General features: G+C 71.0%; 14 protein-coding genes. 6 read left to right on the forward strand and 8 right to left on the reverse strand.

What is annotated here, in order from left to right; translation table 11 throughout:
- The first annotated feature begins 218 nt into the window (after window positions 1–218).
- The gene (locus tag AB0I49_RS05355; RefSeq protein ID WP_363225503.1) at window positions 219–1,733 is read left to right on the forward strand and encodes a CehA/McbA family metallohydrolase; all 1,515 of its coding nucleotides are present in this window, start codon (window positions 219–221) and stop codon (window positions 1,731–1,733) included.
- 98 nt (window positions 1,734–1,831) lie between these two features.
- Window positions 1,832–3,304 carry a glycosyltransferase family 39 protein gene (locus tag AB0I49_RS05360; protein WP_363225504.1) on the forward strand — a complete coding sequence of 491 codons (1,473 nt, stop codon included), beginning with the start codon at window positions 1,832–1,834 and terminating at the stop codon, window positions 3,302–3,304.
- Between the two features lie 52 nt (window positions 3,305–3,356).
- On the opposite strand, the gene AB0I49_RS05365 is transcribed toward AB0I49_RS05360, so the two are convergent.
- The 3 genes from AB0I49_RS05365 to AB0I49_RS05375 all read right to left on the reverse strand — a co-directional run bounded on the left by AB0I49_RS05365 (window position 3,357) and on the right by AB0I49_RS05375 (window position 5,728).
- Window positions 3,357–3,887 carry a GNAT family N-acetyltransferase gene (locus AB0I49_RS05365; protein WP_363225505.1) on the reverse strand — a complete coding sequence of 177 codons (531 nt, stop codon included), beginning with the start codon at window positions 3,885–3,887 and terminating at the stop codon, window positions 3,357–3,359.
- A 28-nt stretch (window positions 3,888–3,915) separates the two neighbouring features.
- Entirely contained in the window at window positions 3,916–5,370 is a 1,455-nt protein-coding gene (locus tag AB0I49_RS05370) for an asparagine synthase (protein WP_363225506.1), read from the reverse strand.
- Between the two features lie 193 nt (window positions 5,371–5,563).
- Window positions 5,564–5,728 carry a hypothetical protein gene (locus AB0I49_RS05375; RefSeq protein WP_363225507.1) on the reverse strand — a complete coding sequence of 55 codons (165 nt, stop codon included), beginning with the start codon at window positions 5,726–5,728 and terminating at the stop codon, window positions 5,564–5,566.
- A 266-nt stretch (window positions 5,729–5,994) separates the two neighbouring features.
- Between AB0I49_RS05375 and AB0I49_RS05380 the strand changes: the two genes are divergently transcribed.
- Together AB0I49_RS05380 and AB0I49_RS05385 are read left to right on the forward strand one after the other, a co-directional pair.
- On the forward strand, window positions 5,995–7,245 hold the full coding sequence (locus tag AB0I49_RS05380) for a helix-turn-helix transcriptional regulator (RefSeq protein WP_363225508.1): 1,251 nt from the start codon (window positions 5,995–5,997) through the stop codon (window positions 7,243–7,245).
- A 36-nt stretch (window positions 7,246–7,281) separates the two neighbouring features.
- Complete coding sequence (locus AB0I49_RS05385; RefSeq protein WP_363225509.1) at window positions 7,282–7,650, forward strand: hypothetical protein; 369 nt, start codon at window positions 7,282–7,284, stop codon at window positions 7,648–7,650.
- 33 nt (window positions 7,651–7,683) lie between these two features.
- Here the strand turns inward: AB0I49_RS05385 and AB0I49_RS05390 are convergent, their stop codons facing one another.
- The 5 genes from AB0I49_RS05390 to AB0I49_RS05410 all read right to left on the reverse strand — a co-directional run bounded on the left by AB0I49_RS05390 (window position 7,684) and on the right by AB0I49_RS05410 (window position 14,343).
- Window positions 7,684–9,426 carry a D-aminoacylase gene (locus AB0I49_RS05390; RefSeq protein ID WP_363225510.1) on the reverse strand — a complete coding sequence of 581 codons (1,743 nt, stop codon included), beginning with the start codon at window positions 9,424–9,426 and terminating at the stop codon, window positions 7,684–7,686.
- A gap of 250 nt (window positions 9,427–9,676) precedes the next feature.
- Window positions 9,677–10,804, reverse strand: a complete 1,128-nt coding sequence (locus AB0I49_RS05395; protein ID WP_363225511.1) for an LLM class flavin-dependent oxidoreductase — start codon at window positions 10,802–10,804, stop codon at window positions 9,677–9,679.
- Window positions 10,805–10,955: 151 nt separating this feature from the next.
- Window positions 10,956–11,744, reverse strand: coding sequence for an SDR family NAD(P)-dependent oxidoreductase (locus AB0I49_RS05400; protein ID WP_363225512.1), 789 nt, complete (start codon window positions 11,742–11,744; stop codon window positions 10,956–10,958).
- 250 nt (window positions 11,745–11,994) lie between these two features.
- The gene (locus AB0I49_RS05405; RefSeq protein WP_363225746.1) at window positions 11,995–12,909 is read right to left on the reverse strand and encodes a TIGR03619 family F420-dependent LLM class oxidoreductase; all 915 of its coding nucleotides are present in this window, start codon (window positions 12,907–12,909) and stop codon (window positions 11,995–11,997) included.
- Between the two features lie 207 nt (window positions 12,910–13,116).
- Window positions 13,117–14,343 carry an amidohydrolase family protein gene (locus AB0I49_RS05410; RefSeq protein ID WP_363225513.1) on the reverse strand — a complete coding sequence of 409 codons (1,227 nt, stop codon included), beginning with the start codon at window positions 14,341–14,343 and terminating at the stop codon, window positions 13,117–13,119.
- Between the two features lie 156 nt (window positions 14,344–14,499).
- On the opposite strand from AB0I49_RS05410, the gene AB0I49_RS05415 reads away from it, so the two are divergent.
- Together AB0I49_RS05415 and AB0I49_RS05420 are read left to right on the forward strand one after the other, a co-directional pair.
- The gene (locus AB0I49_RS05415; RefSeq protein ID WP_363225514.1) at window positions 14,500–17,430 is read left to right on the forward strand and encodes a BTAD domain-containing putative transcriptional regulator; all 2,931 of its coding nucleotides are present in this window, start codon (window positions 14,500–14,502) and stop codon (window positions 17,428–17,430) included.
- Between the two features lie 473 nt (window positions 17,431–17,903).
- Window positions 17,904–18,230 (forward strand): hypothetical protein, encoded by a 327-nt coding sequence (locus AB0I49_RS05420; RefSeq protein WP_363225515.1) that lies wholly within the window; start codon window positions 17,904–17,906, stop codon window positions 18,228–18,230.
- Window positions 18,231–18,323: the final 93 nt, after the last annotated feature.

An 18,323-nucleotide genomic window follows, 5' to 3' on the forward strand; every position in this document is an offset into this window, starting at 1 on the left:
CGACACGGCGACACGGCGAGACGGCGAGACGGCCGATGCCGGAGATATGCCCCCGGCCCACCCGAGCCACGCGGCCCCCGCCGGACGGCAACTCGCCGTCCCGGAGCCGTTCCCCCGCGCGCCACCCGGGCGTACAACGGTGTCCTCGCGACACTTCCGACCCAGCCCGGCCCGGATCGGCGAGGCCGGGCTGGCACCGTCCGACGCAGGGGGTCCGTATGCAACGGCGCGACGTTCTCAAGATGGCGGCTATCGCGGGCGCTACCGGCGCAATTACGCTCGATCCCGTGAAGTTCGCCCAAGCCGCCGACCGCGCCCCCGGCGCCGACGAGGTCCGCCGCGTGTCCGGTCATCTGCCGACCGGCGCCCCTGATTTCGTCTACCTGCCCGTGGAAGTGCCGTCCGGCGTCCGCGAGCTCGCCGTGTCCTATACGTACGACAAACCCGCCGTGCCGCCCGGCAGCCAGGGCAACGCCTGCGACATCGGGATCTTCGACGAGCGCGGCACGGGGCTCGGCGGGCGCGGCTTCCGCGGCTGGTCGGGCGGTGCGCGCACGGAGTTCGCGATCAGCGCGGCGGAGGCGACGCCGGGCTACCTCCCCGGCCCGGTGCGGGCGGGGACCTGGCACGTGGCCCTCGGCCCGTACACCGTCGCGCCGCAGGGCATGGAGTACAGCGTGACGATCACGCTCCGGTACGGGCCGGCAGGCGACACCCCGGAACAGGTTTATCCGCCGCAGCGCGCTAAAGGGCGCGGCCGTACGTGGTACCGGGGCGACAACCACCTGCACAGCGTCTACTCGGACGGCAAGCGCACCCCCGCCGAGATCGCCGCGGCGGCCCGCGCGGCGGGGCTGGACTGGATCACGACGACCGAGCACAACACCACGTCCGCGCACGGCGCGTGGCAGGGCCTGTGGGGCGACGACCTGCTGATCCTCACCGGCGAGGAGATCACCACGCGCAACGGCCACGTGGTGGCGCTGGGCACCGACCCCGGCGTCTTCATCGACTGGCGCTACCGCGCCCGCGACCACGCGTTCGGCCGCTTCGCCCGGAGGATCCGGCAGGCGGGCGGCCTGGTCGTGCCCGCGCATCCGCACGCGACCTGCATCGGCTGCGGCTGGAAGTTCGGCTTCGACGACGCCGACGCGGTGGAGGTCTGGAACGGCCCGTACACCCCGGACGACGAGGTCTCCATCGCCGAGTGGGACAACACCCTGGTGGCGTCGGTGCGGCACCGCCGGCCGTGGCTGCCGGCCATGGGCAACAGCGACGCCCACCGCGAACCCGACGCCGTCGGCCTCCCGCAGACGGTGGTCCTCGCCGACGACCTCTCCCGTGCGGCCATCCAGGAGGGCATCAGGGCGGGCCGCAGCTGGATCGGCGAGTCGTCGAAAGTGGACCTGAAGTTCACGGCGTCGGGCGGCCGGGGCGCGTACGCGGGCATCGGCGGGCGCCTGGAGGTCGACCACGACGCCGAGATCACGGTGCGCCTGGAGGTGACGGGCGCGCCCGGCTGCACCGCGGCCTTCGTCACGGACCAGGGACAGCTCTTCGCGGCCCCGCTGCCCGGCTCCGGGTCGGGCACGGTGGAGTGGGCGACCACGGCCTCGTACGCGGCGTACGTACGGGCGGAGGTGCGCCACGCGCCGGCGGACGGCGGCGCGTCCGGGCTGCCGGGCGCGATGGCGGCCATGACGAACCCGATCTTCCTCGGCCGGGAGGAGTGAGCGCCGAGGAGGGGGCGCCGCTCGGGGCGGGACAACCGGCATCGGATGAGGGTCTCGGGCTCGTAGTCCTCACGTCCAAACCGGAGCCTCTGCCCAACGTGCCCGTAGCGCCCGCGCGACCCGCCGGGCCGCTGCGCGGGCGCGGCCTGCTGCCCCCGGTGCTGGTCGGCCTGCTCGTACTGGCCGTCTGTCTGTGGGGCATCGGCCGACGGCCGCTGGACCACGACGAGTATGCGACGTGGTGGGCGGCGACGCTCCCGCACGCCGACCTGTCGCGGCTGCTGCACCACACCGACGCCCTGCTGGCCCCGTACTACGTCTTCATGCACGGCTGGACCGCCCTGGCCGGCGACTCCGCCACCGCGCTGCGGCTCCCCTCGGCCCTCGCCATGGGGGCGGTGAGCGGCCTGACCGCGCTGCTGGGACGGCGGCTGTTCGACGACGCCCGTACGGGGGTGGCCGCGGGCGTCCTGACGGCGCTGGCGCCGAATGCGGCGCAGTACGGGCAGGAGGCGCGCCCGTACGCGTTCGCGGCGCTGTTCGCGGTGGCCGCGACGCTGGCGCTGCTCCGCGCGCTGGACCGGCCGGGGGCCGTCCGGTGGCTGCTGTACGGGGTCGCCCTGGCGCTGGCCGTCCTCTCCCACCCGCTGGCGGCCGCGGTGCTCCCGGCGCACCTGGCGTGGGCGCGGGCGGGCCGCCGGACAGCGGCGTGGGCGGTGTCGGCGTGCTGCGGGCTGCTGCCCGTACTGCCGCTGGCGGCGCTGGGCGTGCGGGGCGGCCAGACCGGACAGGTCGGCTGGAACCTCACGGGCTGGCGGTCCGTGGTGACGATGCCGTACCTGCTCTTCGGCTCCCCGGCGGTGGCGGCGTTCGGCCTGCTCTGCGCGCTGGCAGCTCTGGTGGCCGCCCGCGACCGCGTCGGCCCGCTCGCGCTGTGGGCGCTGCTGCCACTGCCCGTCACGGCCGCGACCACGGGCGAACTCCACCTCTTCCAGGAGCGCTACCTCCTCTTCACCCTCCCGGCCTGGGCGCTGCTGGCGGCGTGCGGCGCGGTGCGGGTGCTCGGCCCGTACGTCACCCGACGCCGCGCGGCGGCCGTGACGGCGGCGGCGCTGGTGCCGGTACTGGCGGCGTGTTCGGCACTCGACCACACCCGCCACGTCACCCGCCGCCACCCCGGCGAACCGGACTTCCGCCGCGCCGCCGCCATGGTCGAGGACCGGGCCCGGCCGGGCGACGGCCTGGCCTACAGCGGCAACGGCACGGAACCGCGAGCCCTCGCCTACGAACTCCGCCGCCTTCCCGCCCGCACCCGCCCCACGGACGTCTTCACGGGCCACTCCGCCCGCCGCCTGGGCCGCTACGCCCCCGACGACTGCCAGGACCCGGAACCCTGCGCCCACGGCTTCCGCCGCATCTGGGTCGTCTCCACGGACCGCAGCGGCGACGGCACCGACAGCATGCCCTCCCGAACCGAAGACCTCCTATGGGACCGCTACCGCCCGGCACGGGTGGAATGGTTCGCGAACGTACGGGTGGTGCTGCTGGTACGGGCGTCCAGGCGGGCGTAGGGGGCGGCTGACGATCTGGACGGGGTGGGGGTGCGGCGGGTCCGGGAGCAGATCAGGCGTTGACGGCTGACCGAATGGGCAGGCCGGCGAGTTCTTGAGCCTTGCGCGCCAGCAGGTAGGCGGCATGTCCGTGGCGTTCAGTGGTGTGCACGAGTTGGAAACCCTGCACGTCCCGGTAGTAGCGGACCAACCCCACATGGCCGCAGCCGCGCCGTACCCATTCCTTGCCCGTGCGGGCCGCGTATCCGAGCGCCCACCAGGCGATCAGCGCGCCGGGGCGTTCGGCCCGGCGGGCAGGGTCGGTGAAAGTGGTGGCGAGGAACAAGGCGGGCTCGGCCCGTTCCGCGTCGGTCCAGCCCCACTGGGGGGTCTCCTCGTACAGGCTGGTGCAGCCGACCAGATGTCCGTCAGGGTCGGTCATGGCCCAGACCGGAGTGTGGTCGTCAGCGGCTCGGGCAGCGATCTGGTCGGCGCGATCCGGCAGTTCCTCACCGCCCTCCATACCGCGCCGCACCATCCAGACGGCACGGTCTCGAATCAGGGCGGCATAGGCGGGAACGTCGGCTTGGGTAGCCGGTCGCATGACGTACACGGTGTCTCTCCAGGGCGGGTCACGAGTGGGCGTTGCGAACTGCGAGGTCGGCGGCGATGACGTCGGCGAGCCGGTCGTCCATCTCCAGGATGGTGCCGCCGCGGATGCGGCGTACGGCTGCGGCGAAGGTATCGGGATCGATCAGTTCCGCGTCGATAAGCGGCGAGCCGTCCCTGAGGATGCGGTCGGCGTGTGCCGGGATGTGTTCGCGCAGAGCCTTGTGCATGACGTGAGTGAAGTTCTCGGGCTGCCGGGGGTGCACCACGTCGTCGGAGAAGCCGAGGTGGGCGAGGCGTCTACGGTGCAGAGCCTTGTTCGAACGCCACGCGCGGGGCAGCCACTCGCCGAAGCGGATCGTCGCGGGATCCGCGAAGGGGTGAACGGGCCACATCCCCGACTTCAGCAGCAGCGGCGCGGCGGAGGCCAGGGCCAGCAGCGTCATTTCGTTGACGACCGTCGGCGGAGCCGTATCGGCTTCGGCGTCATGGAGAACTTCGCGAGCGACCCGACCGAGCCAGGGCGTTGTCCGGTGGGCGGGGCCGACGGGCAGATGCGGCGCCTCGCTCGGGGTGAGCGCCAGCATCTCGTCACCTCCGATGCCGGTGATCACTGTCCGGACGCCATGTGCTTCAAGCGCGTTCACCAGGGCAGTGGTCGCCTCGTGGTACGGCTCCTCGTACGGATTGACGAAATCGCCCAGTGCCCGGCGGCCAGCGGGGTGCAGAGGACCGAGGGCATCTGCACAGGTGGTCACGTCCGCACGGAAGTCGGCACGCTGAATCAGTTCCCCTCGGCGTCGGCGTTGCTGTACGCCGCCGAGTCCGGGCAACAGCATGGCGGAGGACACGATGCGGCCGGGGTGGCGGAGGGAGACATGAGTGCCGGTGACAGCGGAGTCCATACCGCCGGACACATGCGCGGTAGTGGCATCCGGGTCGAAGACATGCCGGCCCAGAACACCGTCCAGCAGTTCCTCGTAAGCGGCCAGGACATCGGCGTCATCGCACAGCGTTCGGGCGGTGGAATGGCACGCGGCATCGGGCATCCGGAAGGAGAGGGAGCCGCCCTCGAAGACGGCGGTCGCCCGCTCGGTGAGCCGGTACAAACCGGTGAAACTGGTGCGGTGGGTGTAGCGGAACCACAGGGCCAGCAGGCGGGTCACTTCCACCACATCGAATGCCACAGTCGGCAGGCTGCGGGCGCAGTCGGCCATGTCCCACGAACCGCAGAGGGAACTGTGGTTGATCGTGAGATAGACGGGGGCAACGCCGTGGGTCCCGGCGCTGAGGGTCACCCGTCCGGTCCTGGCGGTCTCCACGACGATGAAGTCGAGCGGCCATCGGCGAGCTTCTTCCAGGAGGCGTTCATATTCGCCCGTCGGCAGTTCGGCCACCGGGCGGCGGCCGAGCCCCTCGCGGCCCGGCAGGAGTTCCCGGACCGTGACGAATGCGTCCCCCGAGGCCTTGTCTGCCACTGTGAGAGCGTCCAGAGCGGGGTGTGCGACCGGTTCGATCCATGACCGGCCGGACTCCAAGCGGGCTCCGTTCCACGCCCACGTTCCAGCCAGACTCGTCGGGTCGATGTACAGCTTCAGCAAGGCAACTCCCGGGGTAGCGGGTCAGCCCGGTCCGGGACGCGGGCGGCGTCCCCGACCGGGCTGCTGTGGTTCAGACGCGGATGGAGTCGTACTCATGGTTGGTGTCGCTGGACCCCGGGTCCTTCTTGTAGGCGAATCGCTCCGCCAGTTCGGGCACGTGGTACTGCGGTTCATCCGTGAAGATGCGATTACCTACATGGGTCGCCAGTGCGGACTGCTGTTCCAGCTGTGCCATTGATCTCTCCCGCTCCATTGGGTTCCGTATGACGGCAGTGCTTCCCATGGCCCGGAGGGAGCGAAGCAGCAGGACGCATCTCTTCGTCTCCTCCTCATCGATGGCGATGGGGTCCGGTCCGTGTCGATCCGGTCGTCCCCGACCGCTCCTCGTGCGACGGGGCCGGGCTTGAGGACCAGTGAAGGGCTGTGCGCGAGCAGGAGCCACGGCAGAACTGCCGCACTTCTGCGGCACCTTCGCGGGATCCGCTACCGTGAGCTGCCGTCATGCCACAACTGGGAGGGCTGGCCATGGGAGCCAGACGGGACCGGCTAGCACACCGCAGGAAGGTCTGCGGTTACAGCCAGGAACAGCTGGCTGACGTGCTCAATGTCGATCGCACCTCTATCGGCCGGTGGGAACGCGGTGAGGCGAGCCCACGGCCGTTCCTGTGGCCCAAGCTGGCGCGCCTGCTCAGGGTGACGCCTCAAGAGCTGGACAGGCTGTTGCAGCCGGATTCAACCGAACCCGCAGCGGGAGCCGAGACAAAGAGCGGTGGCCTTGACGACGTGATCCGACGCGGCTTTCTCCAACTGTTGACCGTAACGGCGGCAGCCAACGTATTCCCCGCCCACGCAGATGCCACTGACCACAGTCACGGGTACCGGCCGATGAACGAGCACCTGTGGAAGGTGTATTCACTGGCCTCCTCGAAACGGTTCGTGTACCCCCTCGTATGCGACCAGACCGCCGAGCTGGCCACCGCCATACGCGGCGCGAGCACGGAAACGGCGCGCAAACAGCTGAGCCAAGAAGCCGGAGACTTGTTCCAGCTCGCCGGAGAAATCCTTTTCGACGGCAGCCGCTACACCGAAGCGGCCCACTGCTACACCCTCGCGGCAAGCGCCGCGAAAGAGGCGGGAAACCCGGACCTCTGGGCCTGCGCACTGACGCGACACGCGTATATCGGCCTGTACGGCGACCAGAAATACAGGGAGACGATACCCCTGCTGGAGCTGGCCCGCGCTGTCGCCGAACGCGGTGACACCGCCTTGTCCACACGGCACTGGGTAGCAGCCGTACAGGCCGAGGCCTACGCCGGAATAGGGGAATTGGACGCCTGCAATCGTGCTCTGGACCAGGCCGAGAAAGTGCACAGCCTCAGCGGAGCTGTGCACAACGGCGGATGGCTGCGCTTCGACGGGTCCCGCCTCGCCGAGGAACGCGGCACATGCTTGGTGCGGCTGGGTCGGTTCGACCTGGCGGAGGGGGCCTTGAACGAGGCATTGAGGACGACGCCGTCCAGGAGACGCCGGGGAAGCGTACTCACTGACCTCGCCTTCCTGGGAGCCCAGCGACGCGACGTGGACCAGATCATCAGCTACGCCGGAGACGCCCTTGATCTCGCCCGGCAAAGCGCATCAGGCTATGCCGCGCGTCGGCTGCACAGCCTGCAGCCGAGGCTTGTCCCGTTCCTGTCCGACCGACGGGTGAGTGATCTCAACGACCGTATTGCGGCGCTGGCTTATGCCGACTGACTCACCGACTCACCGACTCACTGAGAGGAAAGCATCTTGAGCAACGACAATGGGCGCGTATTCCGGGAGGCTTGGATCGCAGGGGTCGCCAAGCACTACCCCGGCGATCCCAAGCCCGGTTATGTCGCGCCCTGGGACGACACTCCGGACTGGGAGCGAGCGGCGGCTGCGGCCGTGTACGAGCAGGTTCGTCAGTTCATCGAGATCAGCGGCGGCACGACGCGGAAACTCACCCGGGAGCAGCGCGGTCGTTTCATCGCGACGTGCTGGATCGCGCAAATCCACCGGCACTTTGAGGACCCCAAGCCCGGATACGTCGCGGATTACGCGGACCTGCCCGAGTGGCAGCGCGAAACGGACGCCGACATCTTCGACGCCATCGAGGACCAGGCGGGGCGCCCGTAGCCCACTCGGCCGGTCGGGGCGCCCGCAACGCTGTCACACCCTCGTGTCCACCGTCTCCGTGTCGCGTCCCGAGCGCAGGACGGTCCCCGGTACGGCGCCCGTCACCACGTCGTCGCGTATGGTCTCCACGCCGTTGACGCGGACGCTCACGACGCCCAGAGCGCGCGAGTCCAGTCGGGGGCTGTCCCCCGGCAGGTCGTGGACGAGGGTGGCCGGGCCGGCGTCGATGCGGTCGGGGTCGAAGAGGACGAGGTCGGCGTGGTAGCCCTCTTCGATGCGGCCGCGGGAGCGGAGGCCGAAGAGGCGGGCCGGTTCGTCGGTGAGCATCTGTACGGCGCGCTCCAGGGACACGAGTTTGCGGCCGCGCAGGCAGTCGCCGATGAAACGGGTGGTGTAGGGGGCGCCGCACATGCGGTCCAGGTGGGCGCCGGCGTCCGAGCCGCCGAGCATGACGTCCTCGTGCTCCCAGGTGCTGCGGCGCAGCTCCCAGCTGTCGGGGTCGTTGTCGGTGGGCATCGGCCACAGGACGGTGCGCAGGTCGTCGGCGGCGCAGATCTCCACCAGGCACTCGAAGGGTTCCTGCGAGCGTTCGGCGGCGATGTCGCGCACCACGCGCCCGCTCAGCCCCTCGTTGGCCGCCGAGTAGGTGTCGCCGATCACGTACCGGCCGAAGTTCGCCAGCCGCCGGAAGACGCCCGCCTCCTTGCTGTCGGCGCGGCGCAGCATCTCGGCCCGTACGTCCGGGTCGCGGAGTTTCGCGATGCGCTCGGGCACCGGGAGGCCGAGGACGTCGCCCCAGCCGGGGATGAGGTTGAGGGCGCAGAAGGTGCCCAGGGACATGTTCATCGGGGTCAGGATCGGCATCGTCAGCGCGACGATCCGGCCGCCCGCCCGGCGGGCCCGCTCGCTCGGCACGAGCTGGCGCGGCACTCGTTCGGGGACAGCGGCGTCGATCGTCAGCACGTTCCAGTTGAGGGGGCGGCCCGCCGCGGCCGTCATGTCCACGAGGAGATCGATCTCGTCGTCCGCGAACTGGTCCAGGCACCCCGCCACGATCGCCTCGATCTGCGTCCCCTCGTGCTCGCCGACCGCCCGGGAGAGCGCCAGGAGCTCGGCGGGGAGGGCATGCCGGGAGGCGACCGGTTTGCCGTCGCCGTCGGAGTGGGTCGACGACTGCGTCGTCGACAGGCCCCACGCGCCCGCGTCCATCGCCTCGTGGAAGAGTTCGAGCATCCGCGCGAGCTGCTTCTCGTCCGGCTGCCCGCCCACGGCGTCCGGCCCCATGACGTACCGGCGCAGCGCGCAGTGCCCGACCATGAACCCCGCGTTGACGGCGATCCGCCCGTCCAGTGCGTCCAGATACTCCCCGAAGCCGGACCACGTCCAGGGCGCGCCCTCCTCCAGCGCCGCCAGGGACATGCCCTCGACCCTGCTCATCATGCGCCGCGTGTAGTCGGCGTCACCGGGCCGGGCCGGGTTGAGCGGGGCGAGGGTGAAGCCGCAGTTGCCGCCGGCGACGGTCGTCACGCCGTGGTTGAGGGACGGGGTGGCGTAGGGGTCCCAGAAGAGCTGGGCGTCGTAGTGGGTGTGCGGGTCGACGAATCCGGGCGCCAGGACCAGGCCCGCCGCGTCCTCGCTCGTACGGGCCTCCTCGGCGACGGTCCCCGGCTCGGCGACGACCGCGATCCGGCCGTCACGGATGCCGAGGTCCGCCACGCGTGCGGGGGCGCCCGTCCCGTCCACGACGGTCGCTGAGCGGATGAGGTGGTCGAGCATGCGTCAGGTCCCTTTCTCGGCTTCTCGGCTTCTCGGCTTCTCGGCTCGTGACTCTCGGATCTCGGCCCTTGGCCTTGGATCGCGGCTCTGGACTCTGGGCCCGTGGCTCTCGGCTCGTGGCCTTGAATCACGGCTCTTGGATCGCGGTACTCGGCTCTCGAACGACGGCAGGGCTGCCGGGACGGCGGTCCGGGAGACGCCGTCCCGGCGTCCATGGGCAGTGGTTCTGGCAGATCGGGAAATCGGCGGCTCAGGCCCCCGACGACTGGCGGAACCGCGTCGTCCGGTGCACCGGGTCCGTATCGATCTTCGGGATCACGTGTTCGCCTATCAGGCGGATCGTGTTCATCGTGTCCTCGTACGGGACCCCGATCGGCAGCCCGAACGACAGCTGGTCCGCCCCCGCCTGCTCCCACCGCTTGCACTGCCGGAACACCTCGTCCGGGTCCCCGCAGATCATCAGCTCCTCGGCGATCAGCAGCTCGATGATCTCGGTGCTGTACTCCGGGAGCAGCTCCGGCCACTCCGGAATCCCCTCGGGGCGGGGGAACGTGTCGTGGTAGCGGAACAGCAGCGACTGGAGGTAGTTCAGCCCGCCGTTGACGGCGATCTCGACGGCCTTCTCATGGGTCTCGGCGCAGATCGCCGTGGAGGTGACCATCACGTTGTCGTTGACGAAATCGCCGATGGCCTCGGCTTCCTTGATGGCCGTCTTGTAGGAGTCGACGACCCACTCCATGTCCGCGACCTTCTGCACGCTGAACCCCAGGACGCCCAGCCCCTTCTTGGCCGCCATGGCGTACGAGGAGGGGGACCCGGCCGCGTACCACATGGCGGGGTGCGACTTCCCGTACGGCTTCGGCAGGATCTTGCGCGGCGGCAGCTGCCAGAACTTCCCCTGGAACCCCTGGTATTCGTCCTGGAGCCACATCTTGGGGAATTCGGCGATCGTCTCTTCCCAGATCTCCTTGGTGTAGTTCATATCGGTGACGCCCGGTATGAAGCCGAGTATCTCGTGGCTGCCGGCCCCGCGCCCGCTGCCGAACTCGAAGCGCCCGCCCGAGAGATGGTCGAGCATGGCCACCTTCTCGGCGACCTTGGCCGGGTGGTTGACCTGGGGCAGCGGGTTGAAGATGCCCGAGCCCAGGTGGATGCGGTCCGTCGCGTGCGCGAGGTATCCCAGATAGACGTCATTGGCGGAGAGGTGCGAGTACTCCTCCAGGAAGTGGTGCTCGGAGGCCCAGGCGTACTTGAACCCGGACTTGTCCGCCTGGATGACGTACTCGGTCTCCTCCATCAGCGCGTGGTGCTCGGCCTCGGGATCGGCCTGCGCCCGGCGGGCCGGCACATATCCCTGCACAAAGAGCCCGAATTCCAAGGTTCTCTCCTCCAGGGGCGCGCGGGTCGCCCCGCTACTCTTCTGACGCTCCGTCAGGTTTCGGATTACGGTCGACTGTGGCACCGGGCAGGATAGCCGTCAATACCTGACGGGCCATCAGATACCTGTCGGCCAGGCGCCTGTGGACGGCTCAGAACACCGACACGCCCGCCAGCCAGCCGCCGTCGATCACGAACGGCTGCCCGGTGATGTACGAGGAGTCCTCCGACGTGAGGAACAGCGCCAGCCTCGCCACCTCCTCCGGCCGCCCGATCCGCCCCATCGGCACCACCTTGCGGTACAGCTCCGCCACGGCCGCCGCCATCGCCTCCGAATCCGCCGCCCCCGGATCGAGCTGCGCCGGATTGGTCATGGGGGTGTCCACGGCCCCCGGGCAGACGGCGTTGACCCGGATACCCTTGTCCGCCAGCTCCATGGCGGCCACGCGGGTCATCCCGACGATCGCGGCCTTCGTCGCCGCGTACGAGGTCAGCAGCGCCATGCCCGTCACCGCCGTGTACGAGGCCGTGTTGACGATCGTCCCGCCGCCCGCGGCCTCCAGTTCGCGCGCCACCGACCGCATCCCCAGAAATGCACCTATCTGGTTGACCTGCACCACCTGGAGGTACTCCTCCAGCGGTGTGTTCACCAGCTCGTTGAAGCGCAGGATGCCCGCGTTGTTGACGAGCCCGTCCAGCTTCCCGAACGCCGCCTTCGTCTCGGCGACGGCCGACGCCCACTCCGCCTCGTCGCGCACGTCCAGGTGGACGTACCGGGCCGCCTCCTCGCCGAGATCCTTGGCCACGGCCTCGCCCGCCTCGTCGAGTACGTCCGCGAGCACCACCTTCGCGCCCTCGGCGGCGAACAGCCGTGCCTCCTGTTCCCCTTGCCCGCGCGCGGCGCCCGTGATGAGCACCACGCGCCCGTCCAACTTGCCCATATCCGCCTCCATGGCGTTGCGGTGGCCCAGCCGTCCACCGCGGAGGCCGGGCGGAATCCATCTCCTCCGACAGCCCCTACGACAACCCGCCTGGCCGCCATTCCGGCGGCCCTTCCGGCGGTCCTTCCGGCAGGCAGTCTCACCGGCAGACGCCGGCAGACACCGGCAGTCGGGGGCGCGGTCGCATCACCGGGGCGCGCCCCCGGCGGCGTGATGGAAGAGCATTGAGCAGTGAAGGAGCCTCAAAAACTCAAGCGGCGTCCAGCCCCGGCGCCACCTCCGCCGCGAACGCCTCCATCTGATCGAGGAGTTCGGCTCGGTTCCGGCACCGGAAGCGCACCTGGATCTGGTGCACGCCCATGGCCCCGTACGCGCGCAGCGACTCGGCGACGGCCTCGCCCTTGCCGCGCAGCGTCCGCCGGCCGACGTCCCAGGAGGGGTCGCCCACGTACAGCGCCTCGGTGATCGCGCCGATCGCCGCCGGTTCGGCGACCCCGGCCGCCTCCCGCAGCTCCCGCAGCGTGGCGATCTTCGCCGGGAGCTGGTCGCGCCGGTCGCCCTGCGGGAGCCAGCCGTCGCCCCGTACGGCCGCGCGCCGCACCGCGGCGGGCGAGGAGCCGCCCACCCAGATCGGCGGCCGGGGCTCCCTGACAGGGCGCGGCGCCTGCCCCAGCCCGCTGAACGCGAACCGCTCCCCGCCGAACTCCGGGAACTCCTCCAGCCCGAGCGCCGCCTTCAGCGCGTCGACGGTCTCGTCGAGTACGGCCCCCCGCGCGCCGAACTCCACGCCCAGCGCCTCGAACTCCTCCTGTACGTGCCCGGCGCCCACCCCGAGCACCAGCCGCCCTCCGGAAAGCCGGTCCAAGGTCGCGTACTGCTTGGCGGTGATCAGCGGGTGGCGCAGCCCGGCCACCGCGACGTGGCTCAGCAGCAGGACGCGCTCGGTGGCCGCCGCGAGGTAGGAGAGGGTGGCCACCGGGTCGTACCAGACGGTGCCCATCGCGTCGGCGAGCCGCCGGGGGATCGCGACGTGGTCGCACGAGGCGATGTACGCGAACCCGAGCCGGTCCGCCGCGCGCGCGACCGCCACCAGGTCCTCGGGGCCGGCGTCGGCCTCCCAGGGCTCCGCGAAGACCGAACTCTGCGACTGGACGGGGAGCTGCATCCCGTACGCGAGCCGCCCCTCCGGAAGAACCCACAGCCCGTTACCCACTCCGCCTCCTCAAAACACTTCTTCACGTGTTCAGTTGGACTGCCTCTTCTACTGCGCCGCCTTCAGCCGCGCCGCCTTCAGTTAGCTGCGCTGCCGTCGTCAGGCCCGCCGCCGTCTTCAGGCGCGCCGCTTTCAGCCGCGCTCCAGAACCGCCGACCCCTACCGCCGGGCCTCCGCCCACCGCCCGTCGGGGGCCAGCCCGAGCAGTTCGATGGCGTTGCCGCGTACGATCCGCTCGACCACGTCCGGCGCGAGGTGCCCCATCTGCTCCTCGCCGACCTCGCGGGAGCGGGGCCAGGTCGAGTCGGAGTGCGGGTAGTCGGTCTCGTACAGGACGTTCCCGACGCCGATCGCGTCCAGGTTCTTCAGGCCGAAGGCGTCGTCGAAGAAGCAGCCGTGGACGTGGTCGGCGAAGAGTTCCGACGGCGGCCTGAGCACCTTGTCGGCGACGCCGCCCCAGCCGCGGTTCTCCTCCCACACCACGTCGGCGCGCTCCAGGATGTACGGGATCCAGCCGACTTGGCCCTCCGCGTACATGATCTTGAGGTTCGGGAAGCGGTCGAACTTTCCCGACATCAGCCAGTCGACCATCGAGAAGCAGCAGTTGGCAAAGGTGATCGTCGAGCCGACCGCCGGGGGCGCGTCCGCGGAGGTCGACGGCATCCGGCTGGAGGAGCCGATGTGCATCGCGACGACTGTCCCGGTCTCGTCACAGGCCCGCAGGAATGGGTCCCACTCGTCCGTGTGAATGGAGGGCAGCCCAAGATGTGGCGGGATTTCGCTGAAGCACACGGCGCGCACGCCGCGCGCGGCGTTGCGCCGCACCTCCGCCGCCGCCAACTCGGCGTCCCACAGCGGGACCAGCGTCAGCGGGATCAGCCGTCCGTCGGCCGCCGGGCCGCACCAGTCCTCGACCATCCAGTCGTTGTACGCGCGCACGCCCAGCAGCCCGAGTTCCCGGTCCTTCGCCTCGGTGAAGGTCTGACCGCAGAACCGCGGGAAGGTGGGGAAACAGAGCGCCGACTGGACGTGGTTGACGTCCATGTCGGCCAGCCGCTCGGGGACGGAGTACGAGCCGGGACGCATCTGTTCGTAGGTGATGCCTTCGAGTTTGATGTCGTCCCTGTCATATCCGACGGCGGTATCCAGCCGAGTCAGCGGACGGTGCAGATCCTCGTACACCCACCAGTCGGCGATGGGCCCGTCGTCCCCGGGGGCGCCCATGATGGGGGCGAACTTGCCGCCGACGAAGGTCATTTCCTTGAGCGGAGCCCGAACGATTCGGGGCCCTATGTCGTGGTATTTCCTCGGGAGTCGGTCCCGCCAGACGCTGGGGGGCTCAACCGTATGGTCATCCACCGAGATTATCTTCGGGAAGCTCTCCATGGCTGTCACGGTAGCGCTGATCTGACGATCCGTCAGCTATCGGGATGCGGCCAACTCTGGCAGGCATTGTGCAGACGCCCGGTCACCCCCTGCCGCGAAGGGCAAGGACAAGGCAAACTGACCGGTGCGACCAAGCGGCACAGGCAGGGGGTCACCATGGCCGGCGACACAGGGCACCGGCAGCCGCTGCGCTTCACCGTGCTCGGGCCCGTACGGGCCTGGCGCGGCGCAGAGCAGCTCAACACCGGATCACCGCAGCAGCGCGCGCTGCTCGCCGCCCTACTGCTGCGCGGCGGACGCACCGCCACCGCGGCCGAACTCGTCGACGCCCTATGGGGCGACGAACCCCCGCACGCGGCGCTCGCCGCCCTGCGCACGTACGCCTCCCGGCTGCGCAAGGTCTTCGGGCCCGACGCCGACGCGCTCATCAGCGAATCCGGCGGCTACGCCATGCGGGTCGGCGTGGGCGGCCTCGACATCGACCGCGCCGAGCAGCTCGCGGCCGAGGCGGACAAGGCCCGCCAGTCCGGCGACCGCAAGAGCGCCCGTACGCTCATCAACGACGCCCTCGCCGTCTGGGGCGGCGAGCCGCTCGCCGGCGTCCCCGGCCCGTACGCGGACACCCAGCGCACCCGGCTGGAGGAGTGGCGGCTCTCCCTCGTCGAGACGCGCCTCGACCTCGACCTCGAAGCGGGCCGGCACGCCGACACCGTCTCCGAACTCACCGCCCTGACCGCCGCCCACCCGCTGCGCGAGCGGCTGCGCGAGCTGCTGATGCTCGCCCTGTACCGCAGCGGCCGGCAGGCCGAGGCGCTCGCCGTGTACGCGGACACCCGCCGGCTGCTCGCCGACGAGCTCGGCGTGGACCCCTGCGCCGACCTCGCCGAGCTCCAGCAGCGCATCCTCCAGGCCGACGCCGACCTCGCCGCGCCCGTCAACCGCGACGAGGACCTGCCCGCGACCGGCGGCCACGCCTTCGTCCGCCCCGCCCAGCTGCCCGCCACGGTCTCCGACTTCACCGGCCGGGCCGCCTTCGTGGGTGAGCTGAGCGACCAGCTCGCCACGGCCGAGGGCCGGATCATGGCCGTGTCGGCCGTCGCGGGCATCGGCGGCGTCGGCAAGACGACGCTCGCCGTGCACGTCGCCCACGCCGCCCGCCACCACTTCCCCGACGGCCAGCTCTACGTCGACCTCCAGGGCGCCGGCCCCTCCGCCTGCGACCCGGAAGGGATCCTCGGCTCCTTCCTGCGGGCCCTGGGCATCCCCGACACCGCCATCCCCAAGGGGGTCGAGGAGCGCTCCGCGCTCTACCGCTCGACGCTGGACGGCCGCCGCGTGCTCGCCCTGCTCGACAACGCCCGCGACGCGGCGCAGGTCCGCCCGCTGCTGCCCGGCATGGAGGGCTGCGCGGCCCTCGTCACCAGCCGCTCCCGGATGGTGGACCTGGCCGGCGCCCACCTCGTGGACCTCGACGTGATGAGCCCGGAGGAGGCGCTCGTCCTCTTCACCCGGATCGTGGGCGAGGAGCGGGTCGGCGCGGAGCGGGACGCGGCCATGGACGTCGTCGCCGCGTGCGGCTTCCTCCCCCTCGCCATCCGCATCGCGGCCTCCCGGCTCGCCGCGCGCCGCACCTGGACCGTCTCCGTACTGGCCCGCAAGCTCGCCGACGAGCGCCGCCGACTGGACGAGCTGCGCGCCGGCGACCTCGCCGTCAAGGCCACGTTCGAGCTCGGCTACGGCCAGCTGGAGCGCTCCCAGGCGCGCGCCTTCCGCCTCCTGGGGCTGGCGGACGGGCCGGACATCTCGCTGGCGGCGGCCGCGGCCGTGCTCGACCTGGACACCGAGACCACCGAGGAGCTCCTGGAGTCCCTCGTCGACACCTCGCTCCTGGAGTCCGCCGCGCCGGGCCGCTACCGCTACCACGACCTGGTGCGGCTCTACGCGCGTGCATGCGCGGAGCGGGACGAGCAGCCGCCGTCGGAGCGGGTGGCCGCGATGTCGCGGCTGCTGGACTTCTACCTCGCCACCGCGGCCGGGGTGTACGCGATCGAGCGCCCCGGCGACCGGCTCGTCGACCACCTGGCCCCCGCCGAGCGCCGGGGCCTGGCCTTCCCGCACCGCGACGCCGCCCTGGACTGGCTGTTCACCGAGGCCAACTGCCTGCTGGCGTGCGCGCAGCAGTCCGCCGCGGGCGGCATGCTGGGGCGCGGCGCGGACCTCCTGATGGCCGCCGTCGACCTCGCCGAGTCCGGCGCCAACTCGCGCCAGTACGAGATGGCCGCCTCGGCGATCAGCGAGGCCGCGCACGCGGCGCGGGACGCGCGCGCCGAGGGCCGCGCGCGTACGTTCCTGGCCCACGTCCGCAGCCTCGTCGGCAAGTTCGCCGAATCCGACGAGGAGGCCCAGCGCGCGATGCTGCTCGGGCTCTCCGTCGAGGACCCGGTGCCCACCTGCCGGGTGCCCAACCAGCGCGGCATCATCGCGCTCTACCAGCAGCGGTACGAGGACGCGGAGGCATACCTCCAGCAGGCGATCGAGGCGTTCCGCGCCGACGGCAACCGGCCCGGCGAGGCCAGCGCGCTGTGCAACCTCTCGCGCGTACGGCTGGCGATGAACCGCACCGGCAGCGCGATCGAGCTGGCGCAGCACGGCATCGACATCTACAACAGCCTCGGCCTCACGCTCCGGCTCGCCAACGCCAAGTACGCGCTGGGGCTGGCGCTGACCCGCGCCGGCCACTTCGCGGACGCCTTCAGCCAGTTGACGGCGGCCCTCGCCATCTTCCACGAGAGCCGGCAGCCGCTGTGGGAGGGCATGGCGCACTACCGGCTGGCGGAGGCACACCTCGCCGCGCGCCGCCCGGCGCAGGCCGCGGGCCACGCGGAGCAGGCGCTCGGGCTGCGGGGTATCGGCGGCGACTGGCGCCGTGCCATCGTGCTGACGGTGCTGGGGAGGGCGCTGTCGGGGATCGGCCAGACCGACCGGGCCCGCGCGTGCTGGCAGGAGGCGCTCTCGATCCACGAACATCTGAAGACGGTGGAGGCGGACGAGGTGCGGGAGCTGCTGTCGCCTGTGGCGGCGGCCTGAGGGGTCCGGCGGTGTCGTCGTGCGGTGGGGCGTCGTGCGGCGGGTCGTCGTCCGGTGCGCGTCCTGTGGGCGGGCCCGCGTGTCGTGCTGTGCGTCGTTCCGTACGTCGTGCCCGTACGTCGTGCCGTACGTCGTGCCGTACGTCGTGCCGTACGTCGTGCCGTACGTCGTCCGGTGCTGAGGGGGCTGAGGGGCTGAGGTCCTCCGGCGGCCCCGTTCCGCCCGCGGACTCGTTCCGCCGGTGCCCTCGTTCCACCGGCGCGTAGTTCACCAAACGCATCGTTCATCATTCGTTTATCGCCGACCGGCACTCTCTCTTATGTCGATCCGTCGCGTCGGGGGGCAGGCGGGTCGAGATCAGGGCCTCGCCCTTGGGCGAGTGCTCCTGAGACACCCGCCCGGCGGCCCACGGGGGAGATCGCCGGGCGGGTTCCTTCAACCCCACCGCCCATAGTTCAAGGGAGTTGATTCAGATGAGCGACCAGAAGCCACCCACCGGCCCGGTCACTCCGCAGGACGAGCACGCGGGCAGCACACGCCCGATCATCGCGGTCAAGGACGAGCACGCGGGGGCGCCCCGTCCGATCATCACGCCGCAGGACGAACACGCGGGCAGCACACGCCCGTTCCTGGCCAACCGGGACGAGCACGCGGGGGCGCCTCGTCCGATCACCGCTCCGCAGGACGAGCACGCGGGCAGTACGCGCCCGGTCGTCGCGGTCAAGGACGAGCACGCGGGGGCGCCTCGTCCGATCATCACGCCGCAGGACGAGCACGCGGGCTCTGCGGACCCGAAGTAACCCAAGTAACTGAAGCAACCGAAGTAACCGAAGTAACCGAGCTAACCGAAGTAACTGAAGTAACTGAAGTATCCGAAGCCATGGCGGATTCGG

The sequence above is a fragment of the Streptomyces sp. NPDC050617 genome (assembly GCF_040654795.1).
Lineage (GTDB): Bacteria > Actinomycetota > Actinomycetes > Streptomycetales > Streptomycetaceae > Streptomyces.

Bases quoted from the DNA above. Each gene is read 5' to 3' on its own strand.
- AB0I49_RS05355 (WP_363225503.1), top strand. From the start codon at position 219: ATGCAACGGCGCGACGTTCTCAAGATGGCGGCTATCGCGGGCGCTACC.
- AB0I49_RS05365 (WP_363225505.1), bottom strand. From the start codon at position 3,887: ATGCGACCGGCTACCCAAGCCGACGTTCCCGCCTATGCCGCCCTGATT.
- AB0I49_RS05375 (WP_363225507.1), bottom strand. From the start codon at position 5,728: ATGGCACAGCTGGAACAGCAGTCCGCACTGGCGACCCATGTAGGTAAT.
- AB0I49_RS05380 (WP_363225508.1), top strand. From the start codon at position 5,995: ATGCCACAACTGGGAGGGCTGGCCATGGGAGCCAGACGGGACCGGCTA.
- AB0I49_RS05390 (WP_363225510.1), bottom strand. From the start codon at position 9,426: ATGCTCGACCACCTCATCCGCTCAGCGACCGTCGTGGACGGGACGGGC.
- AB0I49_RS05400 (WP_363225512.1), bottom strand. From the start codon at position 11,744: ATGGGCAAGTTGGACGGGCGCGTGGTGCTCATCACGGGCGCCGCGCGC.
- AB0I49_RS05405 (WP_363225746.1), bottom strand. From the start codon at position 12,909: ATGCAGCTCCCCGTCCAGTCGCAGAGTTCGGTCTTCGCGGAGCCCTGG.
- AB0I49_RS05410 (WP_363225513.1), bottom strand. From the start codon at position 14,343: ATGGAGAGCTTCCCGAAGATAATCTCGGTGGATGACCATACGGTTGAG.
- AB0I49_RS05415 (WP_363225514.1), top strand. From the start codon at position 14,500: ATGGCCGGCGACACAGGGCACCGGCAGCCGCTGCGCTTCACCGTGCTC.
- AB0I49_RS05420 (WP_363225515.1), top strand. From the start codon at position 17,904: ATGAGCGACCAGAAGCCACCCACCGGCCCGGTCACTCCGCAGGACGAG.